Origin of the sequence: Tardiphaga sp. 839_C3_N1_4 (assembly GCF_051811045.1) — a bacterium.
Classification (GTDB): domain Bacteria; phylum Pseudomonadota; class Alphaproteobacteria; order Rhizobiales; family Xanthobacteraceae; genus Tardiphaga.
Window position 1 is genome coordinate 3,723,484 of sequence record NZ_JBPWQD010000001.1, and the last position, 14,022, is coordinate 3,737,505.

Genomic DNA, 14,022 nt, shown 5'->3' on the forward strand with positions numbered 1-14,022 from the left:
GCGAGATCATCTCCCTCTCCCCGCTCTGCGCGGGGAGAGGGTTGGGGTGAGGGGCGAGGCACACAGCCTCTCCAGCGAAACACCATCGAATCGGAACATGTGCGATCCGATGGTTGTTTGATTGTCGCACTGTCCGTGGATGCCCCTCACCCGCCGCGAAGACGCGGCGACCTCTCCCCGCAAAGGGCGGGGAGAGGTTAAGCAAGCGAACGGCCTCAGGCTGGCGTCAGCTGTATCGCGCGATCGCCAGATCCTTGACATCCAGCTCCGGCGCCTTGCCCGAGATCTGGTCGGCCAACACGCGCGCGGTGCCGCAGGCCATGGTCCAGCCGAGCGTGCCGTGACCGGTGTTGAGATGGAGATTGCCGAGATGCGTCGGTCCGACGATGGGCGGGCCATCCGGCGTCATCGGTCGCAACCCGCTCCAGAAGGTCGAGCGCGAGAGATCGCCGGCGGTCGGAAACAGATCGGTCACCGATTTATCGAGCGGCATGCGGCGCGGGGCGGTCGGCACCGGGTGATAATTGCCGACTTCGGCGGTGCCGCCGACGCGGATGCGGTCACCAAGGCGCGTGATGGCCACTTTGTAGCTTTCGTCCATGATCGTCGACTGCGGCGCGACGCTCTCGTCGGTGATCGGCACGGTGAGGGAATAGCCCTTCACCGGATAGACCGGCGCATCGATGCCAAGCGGACGCAGCAACAGCGGCGAGAAGCTGCCAAGCGCCATCACGTAACTATCTGCGGTGAAGACACCCTTGTCGGTCGTCACCTGCGCGACCCGGCCGCCGGTGACATCCACGGACTTGATCGTGGTCTCATAGATGAATTTCACACCGAGCCCGGCTGCGATCTTTTCCAGCCGCTGCGTAAACAGATGGCAGTCACCGGTTTCGTCCTCGGGCAAACGCAGACCGCCGACGAACAGATCCTTCACACCGGCGAGGCCCGGTTCATATTTCACGCAGCCGGCACGATCGAGCACCTCATAGGGCACGCCATATTGCTTGAGCACGTCGATATCGCCGCCGGTCGCATCGAGCTGCGACTGCTTGCGGAACAATTGCAGCGTGCCCTGACTGCGATCGTCATAGGTGATGCCGGTCTCGGTGCGCAGCGTGCGCAGGCAATCGCGGCTGTATTCGGCGATGCCCACCATACGCGACTTGTTCAGCGCATAGCGTGCGCTCGTGCAGTTGCGCAGCATCTGCAGCATCCAGCGCCACTGGTGCGGATCGGCCTGCGGCCGCACCACCAGCGGACCGTATTTGTCCATGATCCAGCCGAGCGCCTTCTTCGGCACGCCGGGGCCGGCCCAGGGCGAGGCGTAGCCGGGCGAGACTTCGCCGGCATTGCCGAACGAGGTCTCCAGCCCGGCGCCGGACTGCCGGTCGATCACCGTCACCTCGTGGCCTGCCTTGGCCAGATAATAGGACGTGGTGACGCCGATCACGCCCGCGCCAAGAACCAGAACCTTCATCGCACCGTGCCTCCAGACCGGGCGGTCCACCGCGCATCGATCTCATCCGAGTAAATTCTCTCATAGCGCTGACCCAGCGAGGTCAGCATTTCATAGCCAATGGTGCCCGCGGTTGCGGCCAGCGCATCGAGCGACTGATGCCCGCCGATGATCTCCACTTGCGAGCCCCGTGCCAACATGCCGGGCGGCAGATCGCCGAGATCGACGGCCAGTGAATCCATCGAGACACGTCCGGCAATCGCCAGCCGCCGTCCACGGAAATAGACCGCGCCGCCATTGCCGAAGGCACGTTGCAAACCGTCGGCGTAGCCAATGGCCAATGTCGCCAACCGCGTCGGCTTCGTCGCGCGGAAAGTCCAGCCATAGCCGACATGGGCATCGGCCTCGATCTCCCGGGTCTGGATCACCTGCGCGGTGAGACGGACCACCGGCAGCATCGGGTTGCTTTGCGCGGGATTTGGGTTGAGGCCGTAGAGGGCAGCACCCGGACGGACGAGATCGTGATGATAGTCGCGGCCGAGGAAAATGCCGGAGGAGTTGGCGAAGGATTTTCGCGCGCCGGGGAAGCGCTTCGCAAGCGTCTGAAATGCCGCGAGCTGATGCGCATTGGCCGGATGCTCCGGCGTATCGGCGCAGGCGAGATGGCTCATCACCATCTGAATATCGAGAACACTGATGTCCATGCCCGAGAGATCAGCGACCTCACGCGGCGACATGCCCAGTCGCGACATGCCGCTATCGACCTGAACGACCGCGGGCAGAATCCGGCCGCGTTGCCGCGCCTGATCCGACCAGGCCTCAAGCTGTTCGCGCGAATTGAGCACCGGAACGATACCGGCTTCGGCGCAATCGCGCTCGCCGCCTGAGGGCAGACCGTTGAGCACATAGATCGCGACATCGCGGGGCAGATGGGTCTGGAGATCCAGCCCTTCGTCGAGATGTGCCACGAAGAACGTGCGGCAACCGGCGCGATAGAGCGCGGGCGCGACGCAATCGGCGCCGAGGCCATAGGCGTCGGCCTTGACCACGCCGGCGCAGGTGACGCCGGGGCCGACCCGCTCGGCCAATAGCCGGTAGTTGCGTGAGATGGCTTCGAGATCGATGGTGAGCACCGCGCTCGCGTGGCGCGTGCCCGTTCCGCCTGTCCAAGGTGCCAGCATCACATCCCCCGCCACGAATGATCGCAACGGCAGTATCTCACCTTCCGCATGACGCTTTACGGCGATTCCGGCCGCTGCTACGGTCATAAACGGTGATTATCGGCGTAAATTTACGTCCTTGTAGAGAAATCCTGCAAAACTTTGGCGAGAACCATGGCAAGCGACCTCGATTCGACCGACCGGAAGATCCTTCGCGAGGTGGTCCGGGATGCCCGGATCAGCCAGATGGCGCTGGCGGAGAAAGTCGGCCTGTCACCCACCGCCTGCACCCGGCGGCTCACGGCCCTGGAAAAGAAGGGTGTCATCAAGGGCTATGCCGCCGAGATCGACGCATCCGAGCTCGGCTACATGATGACGGTCCACGTCCACATCACGCTCGACAAGCAGAGCGAGGATGCGCTGTCCGCCTTCGAGCGCGAGATCGCCAAATGCCCGGATGTCGTGTCGTGCTACCTGATGTCGGGCAATGACGACTATCTCGTCCATGTGCAGGCGCGCGACATGGAGGACTATGAGCGCATCCACAAGCAGCACCTGTCGCGGATGCCCGGCGTGGCGCGGCTGCATTCGAGCTTCGCGATGCGCAGCGTGGTGAAGCGCGGTGTCTCGCTGTCGGCGCTGACGGGGTAGCACGGGCGTCTCGCCGCAAGCTCCCCCCCTCATCCTGAGGAGCCGTGCACTTGCACGGCGTCTCGAAGGATGGCGGCAGGCTCCGTGCCCGGCCAGCCATGGTTCGAGACGCGCGCAAGGGCGCGCTCCTCACCATGAGGACTGAGTTAAGGATGCAAACCCGGCGCTTCCTGGCCGGTGCGTTCGACATATTCAGTATAGCCGCCGCCATATTGCTGGATGCCGTCCGGGGTCAGTTCGAGCACGCGGTTCGACAGCGCCGCGAGGAAGTGGCGGTCATGCGATACGAACAGCATGGTGCCTTCGTAATCGGCGAGCGCCTTGATCAGCATTTCCTTGGTGGCCATGTCCAAATGGTTGGTCGGCTCATCAAGCACCAGAAAATTCGGTGGGTCGAACAGCATCTTGGCCATCACCAGACGCGCTTTCTCGCCACCCGACAAAACACGACAGCGCTTCTCGACATCGTCACCGGAGAAGCCGAAGCAGCCGGCGAGTGCGCGCAGCGTGCCCTGGCCCGCCTGCGGAAATGAGTCTTCGAGATTCTGGAAGATCGTGCGCTCGCCGTCCAGCAGATCCATCGCATGCTGCGCGAAGTAGCCGAGCTTGACGCTGCCGCCGATGGTGACGTTGCCGTTGTCGGGCTCGGCCGCGCCGGTGACAAGCTTCAGCAGCGTCGACTTGCCGGCGCCGTTGATGCCCATCACAGCCCAGCGCTCTTTGCGGCGCACCGAGAAATCCAGCCCCTCGTAAATCGTGCGGCTGCCATAGGCCTTGTGAATGCCTTTCAGGCTGACGACGTCTTCGCCCGAGCGCGGCGCCGGCAGGAAGTCGAACGACACGACCTCGCGGCGCTTCGGCGGCTCGACGCGCTCGATCTTGTCGAGTTTCTTGACGCGGCTCTGCACCTGCGCGGCATGGGACGCGCGGGCCTTGAAGCGTTCGATGAACTTGATCTCCTTGGCGAGCATCGCCTGCTGGCGCTCGAACTGCGCCTGCTGCTGCTTCTCGTTCATGGCGCGCTGCGCTTCGTAGAATTCGTAATCGCCGGAATAGGACGTCAGCGATCCCGAATCGATCTCCATGATCTTGGTGACGATGCGGTTCATGAATTCGCGGTCATGCGAGGTCATCAAGAGCGCGCCCTCGTAACCCTTGAGGAAACCTTCGAGCCAGATCAGGCTTTCGAGATCCAGATGGTTCGACGGTTCGTCCAGCAGCATCACGTCGGGCCGCATCAACAGAATGCGCGCCAGCGCCACGCGCATCTTCCAGCCGCCGGAAAGTTTGCCGACGTCGCCGTCCATCATCTCCTGCGTAAAGGACAGGCCGGCGAGCACTTCGCGGGCACGACCTTCCAACGCGTAGCCGTCAAGCTCCTCGAAGCGCGCCTGCACTTCTCCGTAACGCTCGATGATGGTGTCCATATTGTCGGCCTGATCCGGATCGGCCATCGCGGTTTCCAATTCCTTCAACTCGCCCGCGACCACGGCGACCGGGCCGGCGCCCTCCATCACCTCGGCGACGGCGCTGTGGCCCGCCATTTCGCCGACATCCTGGCTGAAATAGCCGATGGTGACGCCGCGCTCGACCACCACTTGCCCCTCATCGGGCAGTTCACGGCCGGTGACCATCCGGAACAGGGTCGTCTTGCCGGAACCGTTGGGGCCGACCAAGCCGATCTTCTCGCCCTTCAACAGCGCGCCGGCGGCTTCGATGAAGACGATCTGATGACCGTTCTGCTTGCTGATATTGTCGAGGCGAATCATGGGAACTACGGGCTCACGGGACAGGATTTAGGCCTGCCAATAAGGCATCCGGGCCCCGTACGGAAGGATATTTTGCACCGCAAAAGAACTAGGTGCCCGCCCGCATCTCGTTCAGGCTCTTCATCAGGATTTCCGCGAAAGTCGCCGCGGCTACCGGTAGCGTGCGACCGCGCAGCTGGCACAGCACCAGATCGGCGGTGGGCACATCGCGAGTATCGATCGGGCGGCCGACCAGCCCCATGCCGAGGTTCCCGGTGGGAGCCCCGATCTCGATCTGGAACGAGATCATGTCGCAGCGGAACACCAGCCCGCGCAGCATCTCGAAGGAGTTTGACTCCGCGAGCATGTTGAGGCGCAGATCGCGCCGGGTCGTGACCTCATCGAGAATCTGGCGACCGCTCAAAGTCCGATCCGGCAGGGCTGCGGGATAATCGACACAATCGGAGAGGCGCAGCATTTTCTTGGCTGCCAGCGGATGATCCGAGCGGGTGATCACCACAAGACGCTGGGGAATGCTGGCGATGACACGCAGCGACGGCCACATCGTGGGGCGATGCACCAGCGCGAGATCGACGTCGTAAGCCGCCAGCGCGGCCAGCGCGCGCTCGTGATCCATCACCTTGAGGTCGAACACCACTTTCGGATGCTTCTTCTGGAACGCAGCGACGCGCAGCGCCAGAAAATCCAGCGCCAGCGCCTGGCTGCAGGCGATCTGGATCGGACCGCGCCGCAGACCTCTGAGATCCTCCACCTGCGATCTCATCCGCTCGGCATCGGCAATCTGGCTGCGAGCGTAGCGCACGAACATCTCGCCGGCGGTGGTCAGCTTCACGCCCCGCGGCCGGCGCTCGAACAAAGGCGTGCCGATTTCGGCTTCGAGGTCCTGAATACGCCGGTTCATCGCGGAGGGTGTCAAGTTGAGCAGTTCCGCGGCGCGACGGATCGAGCCGGTGCGGGCCACTTCGACCACATGGGTCAGCAACCGCAGATGCCTCATTGCCCTCGCCTCTCGAGTGATGCCTTTTTTACACCGGTCACTGGAAAAGATAGCAGCAGATGTGGCCACCCGGATAGGCCTATCCTGATTCACGCAGGAAGATAGTCGCGAGAGCGACGTCGCCCACCGACCAATCATGTCACGTTTCGCAACAGGAAAGCATCGATGACCGAATGCCGGGCACTTCGTGGATTACTGACGCTCGTCTTGGCCTTGGGCGTAGCCGCAGGAACGCTCACTCTTGCCCAGGCTGCCGGGCCAACCAAGATCAAGTTCACCCTCGACTGGAAAATCCAGGGTCTGCATGCGTGGTACTACTGGGCGAAGGCCAAAGGGTACTTCAAAGATGAAAATCTCGACGTGACGATCGATCAGGGCGAAGGCTCGGCGGCGACCGTCACGCGGATCATGTCGGGCGCTTATGATGCCGGCTTCGGCGATATCAACGCCATCATTCAGAACGCCGCCACCAAGCCGGACGATGCACCGGTGATGGTCTACATGATCTATAACAAGACGCCGTTCGCGCTGCTCAGCAAGGCGGATGGACCGATCAAAACTCTCAAGAATCTCGAGGGATCCAAGCTTGCTTCGCCCTCCGGGAGCGCGTCGCTGAAACTACTGCCGCTGCTCGCCAAGCAGAACGGCATCGATTACAGCAAGATCAGCATTCTCCAGGTTTCGCCGGCCTTGCAGGAACAAATGCTGCTGCAGGGCCAGGTGGATTCGATCGCGGTGTTCGCGGCCACCAGCTATCTCAACCTGGTGTCGCTCAAGGTCGATCCCGACAAGGACTTCCGCTGGAATTTTTATTCTGACGCCGGCCTCGACCTCTATTCCAACGGCGTAATGGTGTCGCAGAAGCTGCTGAAGGAACATCCGGAGGCGGTGAAAGGTCTGCTGCGCGCCATTAACCGCTCGATCAAGGAAACCGTCCAGGCACCGGACACCGCCATCGACCTGCTCGCCACCGAGGAACCGCTGATCAAGAAGGATATCGAGAAGCGGCGCCTGACCTACGTTTACAACAACTTCATCAACACGCCAGAGGTCGGGGATCTGGGCCTCGGCGAGCTCGATCAGAAGCGCCTGACTTCAGCGATCTCCACCATCGTCACCTCGTTCGAACTGCCGCGCACACCGAAGCCCGACGACGTGTTCAACAATACGTTCCTGCCGGCCAAGCCCGACCGGATTCCCCCGACCATCGCGCCGTAATGACAACGGCTCGCTCCACCGGCGCGCCGCGTCGCATCACCTGCGCTCATGTGCTTGGCCCGGACGGGCCGATGCCCGGCGCGCAGGTGATCGCGCTGCAGGGCGGCAAGATCCAGTCGATCGCACGGACAACTGAAGCAGCAGAGCCGATCGTGGCGCTGCCCGCCTTGGTCAATGCCCACGACCACGGCCGCGCGGTCCGGACCAGCTCCATCGGCGCCGACGCCAAGCCGCTGGAGTCCTGGATCCACTATCTCGCATTGTTTCCTGCGGTCGATCCCTATGTAGCGGCCTGCGTCGCGTTCGCCAGCAGCGCGGTGGGCGGCGCCGGTATCGTCATGAACCATTATACCTGCGTGCAGGGCTTCACTGATCTGCCGACCGAACTGGCCGAGGTATCGCGCGCGGCACGCGATGTCGGCGTGCGCGCCGGCCTCGCCGTGGCAATGAGAGATCGCAATCCTTTGGTCTACGGTCCCTCGGAACCTGTGCTGGCAGCGCTGCCGCCGGACGTTCGGGCGGAGATCGCGCAGCGCTTCACGCGTCCGCCGCTGTCGCCGCGCGATTACATGACGCTGGTGGACGAGATTGTCTCCGCGGCCGATGGCCCGAAATTCGATGTGCAATATGGTCCTAACGGCGTGCAGTGGTGCAGCGACGCGCTGTTGCAGGCGATCGCCGAAGCCTCGGCACGCACCGGCCGCCGCGTTCACATGCATCTGCTCGAGACCAAGTATCAACGCCAGTGGTGTGACGCCAATTATCCTGGCGGGGTCGTCCGCATGCTGGACGAGATCGGTCTGCTGTCCCCGCGGCTGACGCTGGCACATTGCGTCTGGGCCCGGCCCGATGAACTCGAACTCCTGGCCGAACGCGGCGTCATCATTTCGGTCAATACCAGCTCGAACCTGCATCTGCATTCGGGCCTGGCTCCGATGACCCGGATGTGGACCGCCGGATGCCGGATCGCCCTCGGCATCGACGGCAAAGCATTCGACGACGACAACGATGCACTGCGTGAGCTCCGATTGTCACATCTGCTCCATGCCGGCAGCGGTTTCGATCAAGTCGTGACCCGCCACCGGGCGCTGCATGAGAGCGTAAGCAACGGCCGCTTCGCCGTCACCAATATCGCCAGCGACGGCGGCCTGCGCGACCGCGCCGATGCGGACATGCTGCTGCTGGACTGGAACGCCCTCAACGACGACGCGCTGCGCAGCGATCTCGCCCCGATCAATCTCCTGTTCTCGCGGGCAACCGCGCGCCATATCCGGGAGGTGATCGTCGCCGGCCACACTATCGTGCGCGATGGACATGTCACCGGGATCGACTTCACGGCCGCGCGGCAGGAGATTCTGGCGCAGATGCGTGCCGGCATGCCCTCTGGCGAGAACCTGGCTGGGGCCCTCGCCGCGCTCGACGGCGTGATTGCCGCAAGCTTTTGCGGATGCTGCTGACGCGCCTGTGCCTCGCGGTTCTGCGAGCGCCGGTCCGAACAACGCGTTATCCGGGACGATTCCAAGCGATGCCTTTTTGGCACCACTCATGCGAAAAGATAGCAGCAGATAAGCTCACTCGGATAAGCTTAACTTTGCTCCTGAGGGCGGCCGCAGAGCAAGAGACGCCACCGGCCGAACGTGTCGCACACTGCAACGGGACCACACCCAGGAGCACTTTGGATGACCGGACACCATGCATTTCGTGGCTTGAAGACGCTTGCGCTCGCGCTGGCGGTGACCGCCGGATCGCTTGTCGGCGCGCAGGCTGACACCAAAATCAAGATGGTCCTGAACTGGAAGTATGAAGGTCCGCAGGGCATGTTCTTCCTCGCGCAGGATCGCGGCTATTTCAAACAGGAAGGCCTCGACGTCACCTTCGACCAGGGTAACGGCTCCGGTGCGGCCGTGCCGCAGGTCGCCAACGGCGCCTATGACATGGGATTCGGCGACATCAATGCGCTGATCGAACTCGCCGCCAAGAAGCCAGACGAAGCGCCGATCGGCGTCTACCAGATGTACAACCGCCCGCCCTTCACGGTGGCGGTGAAAGCCGACAGTCCAATCAAGACACCAGCCGATTTCGTCGGACGCAAGCTCGGCGGCGCAGCCAACGACGGCGCGTTGAAGCTGTTCCCGGCGCTCTGCGCGGCGACCAAGATCGACTGCACCAAGGTCGAGGTTACCAACATGCAGCCGAACCTGCGCGAACAGATGCTGATGAAGGATCAGGTCGACGGCGTGTTCGGCTACATCACCACCATCCGCTTCAGCGCCAGGTTGATCGGCATCGATCCTGAAAAGGAGATTCGCTTCATCAAGTTCGGCGACTACGGCATGGATCTGTATTCCAACGCCATCATCGTCTCGCGCAAGTTTGCCAAGGAAAGCCCCGACGCCGTGAAGGGCTTCCTCAAGGCGCTCAACCGCGGCGTCAAGGATGCGATGGCCGATCCGAAGGCTGCCATCGAGGCCGTGCAGAAGCGCGAACCGCTGATCAAGCCGGAGATCGAACGCGCGCGCCTGGAAGCCACGCTGTCCGACGAGATGACCTCCCCGGAAATTGCGAAGATCGGCCATGGCGACATCAATGACGAGCGCATGGCCAAGGCGATCGACATTCTCGTCAGCGCCAAGGAGCTGCCGCGCACGCCGAAGGTCGGCGACGTATTCGACCGCAGCTTCATGCCGCCGCTGGCCGATCGCCCAACGGCCATCAAGGCCGCGATGTAACTCCCGAGCAGCCTCAACTCCGAGGCAGCCTCATGGTGAGAAGGCGCCCTCTTGGGCGCCGTCTCGAACCATGGGGCGGGCGGATCAGCATCCTTCGAGACGCGGCGCAAGGGCGCCGCTCCTCAGGATGAGGACTGAGACTAGACATTCGACAAAAAAGGACACCCTATGAAACTCTCCCTCGAAAATCGCGTCGTCATGATCACAGGCCCCGCCAAGGGTATGGGCGCCTCCATCACCCACGCCTTTGCGGAGCAAGGCTGCAAGCTGGCGCTGCTGGGCCGCGACACCTCGGCGATTGAGCCGGTTGCCACCGAGGTGAAAGCCAAGGGCGGCGAGGTGATCGTCATTCCCTGCGATCTCACGAAGTCCGAGCAATGCGAGGCCGCGGCGGAGAGGACCAAGGCGGCGTTCGGCGGTCGCATCGACATTCTTGTCAATGTCGCCGGCGGCTCCGGCCCGATCGGCAAAACGGGGGTGCAGACCACGCCGGAGGAATTCGACGAGATCGTCACGCTCAATATGAACGGTTGCTTCCACTCCATGCGCGCGGCGTTGCCGACCATGATCGATCAGCGCTACGGCAAGATCGTCAATGTTGGCGGCACCTTCGGCATGCGCGGCCGCGCCGGCCGGATGGCCTACTCGGCCTCGAAATGGGGTCTGCGCGGCATCACCAAGAGCTTCGCGCTCGAGGTCGGCCCGCACAACATCAACGTCAATTGCGTGGCGCCTGGCATGGTCGATGGCCCGCGTTTTCGTGACAAGGTCTGCCGCGACATGGCGCTGAAGCTCGGCATCACCGAACAGGAAGCCGCCGAGCGCCACGCCATGGACTACGCGCTGCGCCGCGTCACCGTCGATGCCGACGTCGCCAATGCCTGTCTGTTTCTGGCCAGCGACGTCTCGCGCCAGATTACCGGCGTCGACCTGCCGGTCGATGGCGGTTGGGCAATGCTGTGAGCGAGGGGGCTAGCATGGGCGACAAGGTTGATCTGGTCATCAATGGCGGCACCATCGTATCGCCCGATGCAAGTTACAAGGCTAGCATCGCCATCAAGGACGGCGTGATTCACGCTATCGGCGCGCCGGAGGCGATGCCGCCGGCAACGCAGATACTCGACGCCACGGGCCTTCATATCCTGCCCGGCGCGATCGACGTGCACGTGCATTTCCGCGATCCCGGCTATCCGCAGAAGGAAGACTTTGCCAGCGGCACTGCCGCGGCAGCCTTCGGCGGCGTCACATGTGTGTTCGACATGCCGAACACGCTGCCAACCATCAACAATGCTGAATCATTGGCCGACAAACACAAGATCGCATCGTCAAAGGCTTACGTCGATTACGGGCTCTATGCGGTGCTCGGTGAAGACAGCATCGAGCATGTCCCCGCCCTGATCGACGGCGGCGTCATCGGCTTCAAGCTCTATATGGGCAACACCTTCGGCCGCATCCCCTCGCCCTCCACCGGCGCCATGCTGGAAGCCTTCGAGGTCGTCGCGCCGACCGGCAAGCGCATCTCGCTCCATGCCGAGACCAACACCATCATGGAGCGTCGCGAGGCCCGGCTGCGGGCCACCGGCCGCACCGAGCCGATCGCGCATCTGGCAGCACGGCCCGCCGTGGTCGCGATCGAAGCCGTCGAGCGGGCGGCGACGCTCGCCGAATGGACCGGTGCACGCATTCATGTGCTGCATATCTCGTCGGCTGCCGAATTGCGTCCGCTGGCCGAAGCCAAGGCGCGCGGCGTGGACATCACCGGCGAGACCTGCCCGCAATATCTGCTGCTCGACGAGACCGATTACGACAAATTCCGCGGCGTCGTGCGCGTCAATCCGCCTGTGCGTGAAAAGCCGAACCAGCAGCCGATCTGGAACGCGCTGATGGACGGCACCGTGGACATGATCGCCACCGACCACGCCCCGCATTCCATCGAGGAGAAGACGCGCGAAGATATCTGGACGGTTGACTGCGGCTTTCCCGGCGTCGAGACGCAGATGCCGTTGATGCTGACCGAGATCAACAAGGGCCGCGCCACCATCAACGATTACGTACGCTGGAGCGCCGACGCGCCAGCCAAGGTTTGGGGCCTCTATCCGCGCAAGGGCACGCTGACCGTCGGCTCCGACGCCGACATCGCCATCGTCAACCTCACGCGGGAATGGACTGTGGATGACGCTATCATCCAGTCGCGCGCGAAAATCTCGCCATGGCATGGCCGCAAGGCCTCGGCGCTGCCGATCCATACCATCGTGCGCGGTCGCTTCGTGATGAAGGACCGGATCTTGCAGGAGGATGCGCGCGGCACCGGGCAATCGGTGCATGCGATCCAGCAGATGCCACCGGCCGCGCCTCTGAACACCGACTCGACCATGGCTGCCATCACCTCCGTGCAGAAAGCCTGACCCGATGAACGCACCGCTCGTCCACTCAAAGCCCCGCGTCGCGGACAATGTGATCGAGCTCGAAAAGGTGCGCGTCACCTTCGGCACCGCGAAGAACGCCGTGACCGCGCTGGCCGAGACGTCGCTACGCATAGACAAGGGCGAATTTGTCGCCCTGGTCGGTCCGTCCGGCTGCGGCAAGTCGACGATTCTGAAACTGGTGGCCGGCACGCTGAATGCGACCCTGGGCAACGTGTTCGTTGCCGGCCGCGAAATCGGCGCGGGCGCGGCACGGATCGGCATGGCGTTCCAGAACCCCACGCTGCTGCCATGGCTGAATATCCGCGACAATGTCATGCTGCCACTGAAGATCGTGCCGCCGTTCAAGGAAAGCTTCAGCGCAAAGCGCAAGAACGAATATCGCGACCGCGTCGAGGCCTCTCTGACGCAGGTCGGCCTCGGCGGCTTCGGCGACAAGTTTCCCTGGCAGCTGTCCGGCGGCATGCAGCAGCGTGCCTCGCTGTGCCGGGCGCTGATTCATGATCCGACCTTGCTGCTGCTCGACGAGCCATTCGGCGCGCTCGACCAGTTCACCCGCGAGGAATTGTGGGAGATCATGCAGAATCTCTGGATCGAGAAGCGCCCGACGGTGCTGCTGGTGACTCACGACCTCAAGGAAGCCGCCTATCTCGCCTCGCGCATCTGTGTGATGCAGGCGCGGCCCGGTCGGATCGTCGATGACAGCGCGGTGCCGTTCGCGCGGCCGCGCACCATCGACGTGTCGTTCGAGCCGGATTTCGTCACGCTGACCCAGCGCCTGCGCCAGCGCATCGTCGCGGCTCGCGCCGTTCAGGAGATCGTGTCATGAGCGAACGCGTCCGCCGCCAGGTCATGTCCACCGCCTGCATCATCGGCTTCTTCGTACTGTGGGAATTGCTGTGCCTGATGTTCCATGTCTCGGATATCGTGCTGCCAAGGCCGAGCCAGGTGCTGGCGACGCTGTGGATGCGCTTCCCCGCGATCTGGCCGCATGCGCTGCAGACGCTGTACACAACCATGGTTGGGTTCGGCTTCGGCATCGCAATCGGCATTCTGCTGGGCATGCTGATCGGCTCGTCGAAGCTGGCCTATGACGTCGCCTATCCGATGCTGGTGGGATTCTCGTCGATCCCGAAAGTCGCGGTGGTGCCAATCTTCGTACTGTGGTTCGGCGCTGGCACCGTGCCGGCAATCCTCACCGCGATGATCATGTGCATCTTCCCGATCGTCGTGAACGTCGCCACCGGCCTTGCGGCGACAGAGCCCGAATTGCAGGATGTCATGAAGACACTGCGCGCGACCAAGCTGGAAATTCTGTGGAATGTGGGCCTGCCGCGCACCATGCCGTACTTCTTCGCCTCATTGAAGGTGGCTGCGACGCTGGCTTTCGTCGGCACGGTGATTTCGGAGACCGTGGCCTCCAATCGCGGCATCGGCAATCTGATGATGATCGCGTCGTCCAGCTTCGATGTGCCGCTGGTGTTCGCCGGCCTGTTCATTCTGGCTGCATTGGGCGTCGGTTTGTATATTGTGTTCTCGCTGATCGAGGCGCGCGTCACCGGCTGGGCTGTGCGCAGCGACAGTTTCGCCGCCGGCGGCTGAACACAGGACATTCC

Annotated in this window: 12 protein-coding genes; 8 read left to right on the plus strand and 4 right to left on the minus strand. The window is 63.1% G+C overall.

Annotated features, from left to right (window positions below; all coding sequences use genetic code 11):
• Positions 1 to 226: 226 nt before the first annotated feature.
• A complete protein-coding gene (locus AB8A38_RS17825; RefSeq protein WP_439086901.1) occupies positions 227 to 1,480 on the minus strand; it encodes a D-amino acid dehydrogenase in 1,254 nt (417 codons plus the stop codon).
• Positions 1,477 to 2,640 (minus strand): alanine racemase, encoded by a 1,164-nt coding sequence (alr, locus tag AB8A38_RS17830; RefSeq protein WP_439086902.1) that lies wholly within the window; start codon positions 2,638 to 2,640, stop codon positions 1,477 to 1,479. Before alr ends, AB8A38_RS17825 begins: the two co-directional genes overlap by 4 nt.
• Before the next feature lie 153 nt (positions 2,641 to 2,793).
• On the opposite strand from alr, the gene AB8A38_RS17835 reads away from it, so the two are divergent.
• The gene (locus AB8A38_RS17835; protein ID WP_309940907.1) at positions 2,794 to 3,270 is read left to right on the plus strand and encodes an Lrp/AsnC family transcriptional regulator; all 477 of its coding nucleotides are present in this window, start codon (positions 2,794 to 2,796) and stop codon (positions 3,268 to 3,270) included.
• 146 nt (positions 3,271 to 3,416) lie between these two features.
• Here the strand turns inward: AB8A38_RS17835 and AB8A38_RS17840 are convergent, their stop codons facing one another.
• Both AB8A38_RS17840 and AB8A38_RS17845 read right to left on the minus strand, forming a co-directional pair.
• A complete protein-coding gene (locus tag AB8A38_RS17840; protein WP_439086903.1) occupies positions 3,417 to 5,039 on the minus strand; it encodes an ABC-F family ATP-binding cassette domain-containing protein in 1,623 nt (540 codons plus the stop codon).
• 88 nt (positions 5,040 to 5,127) lie between these two features.
• Positions 5,128 to 6,036 carry a LysR family transcriptional regulator gene (locus AB8A38_RS17845; RefSeq protein ID WP_315840169.1) on the minus strand — a complete coding sequence of 303 codons (909 nt, stop codon included), beginning with the start codon at positions 6,034 to 6,036 and terminating at the stop codon, positions 5,128 to 5,130.
• Positions 6,037 to 6,201: 165 nt separating this feature from the next.
• On the opposite strand from AB8A38_RS17845, the gene AB8A38_RS17850 reads away from it, so the two are divergent.
• From AB8A38_RS17850 to AB8A38_RS17880, 7 genes are all read left to right on the plus strand, one after another.
• Positions 6,202 to 7,254 carry an ABC transporter substrate-binding protein gene (locus AB8A38_RS17850; RefSeq protein ID WP_315840168.1) on the plus strand — a complete coding sequence of 351 codons (1,053 nt, stop codon included), beginning with the start codon at positions 6,202 to 6,204 and terminating at the stop codon, positions 7,252 to 7,254.
• Complete coding sequence (locus AB8A38_RS17855; protein WP_439086904.1) at positions 7,254 to 8,711, plus strand: amidohydrolase family protein; 1,458 nt, start codon at positions 7,254 to 7,256, stop codon at positions 8,709 to 8,711. Before AB8A38_RS17850 ends, AB8A38_RS17855 begins: the two co-directional genes overlap by 1 nt.
• Positions 8,712 to 8,933: 222 nt before the next feature.
• A complete protein-coding gene (locus tag AB8A38_RS17860) occupies positions 8,934 to 9,983 on the plus strand; it encodes an ABC transporter substrate-binding protein (protein WP_439086905.1) in 1,050 nt (349 codons plus the stop codon).
• Positions 9,984 to 10,151: 168 nt separating this feature from the next.
• Entirely contained in the window at positions 10,152 to 10,946 is a 795-nt protein-coding gene (locus tag AB8A38_RS17865; protein WP_439086906.1) for an SDR family NAD(P)-dependent oxidoreductase, read from the plus strand.
• 14 nt (positions 10,947 to 10,960) lie between these two features.
• Positions 10,961 to 12,388, plus strand: coding sequence for a dihydroorotase (locus AB8A38_RS17870; RefSeq protein WP_439086907.1), 1,428 nt, complete (start codon positions 10,961 to 10,963; stop codon positions 12,386 to 12,388).
• Between the two features lie 4 nt (positions 12,389 to 12,392).
• Positions 12,393 to 13,235: an ABC transporter ATP-binding protein gene (locus AB8A38_RS17875; protein WP_439086908.1), complete on the plus strand. Its 843-nt coding sequence runs from the start codon at positions 12,393 to 12,395 to the stop codon at positions 13,233 to 13,235.
• The gene (locus AB8A38_RS17880; protein ID WP_439086909.1) at positions 13,232 to 14,008 is read left to right on the plus strand and encodes an ABC transporter permease; all 777 of its coding nucleotides are present in this window, start codon (positions 13,232 to 13,234) and stop codon (positions 14,006 to 14,008) included. Before AB8A38_RS17875 ends, AB8A38_RS17880 begins: the two co-directional genes overlap by 4 nt.
• Positions 14,009 to 14,022: the final 14 nt, after the last annotated feature.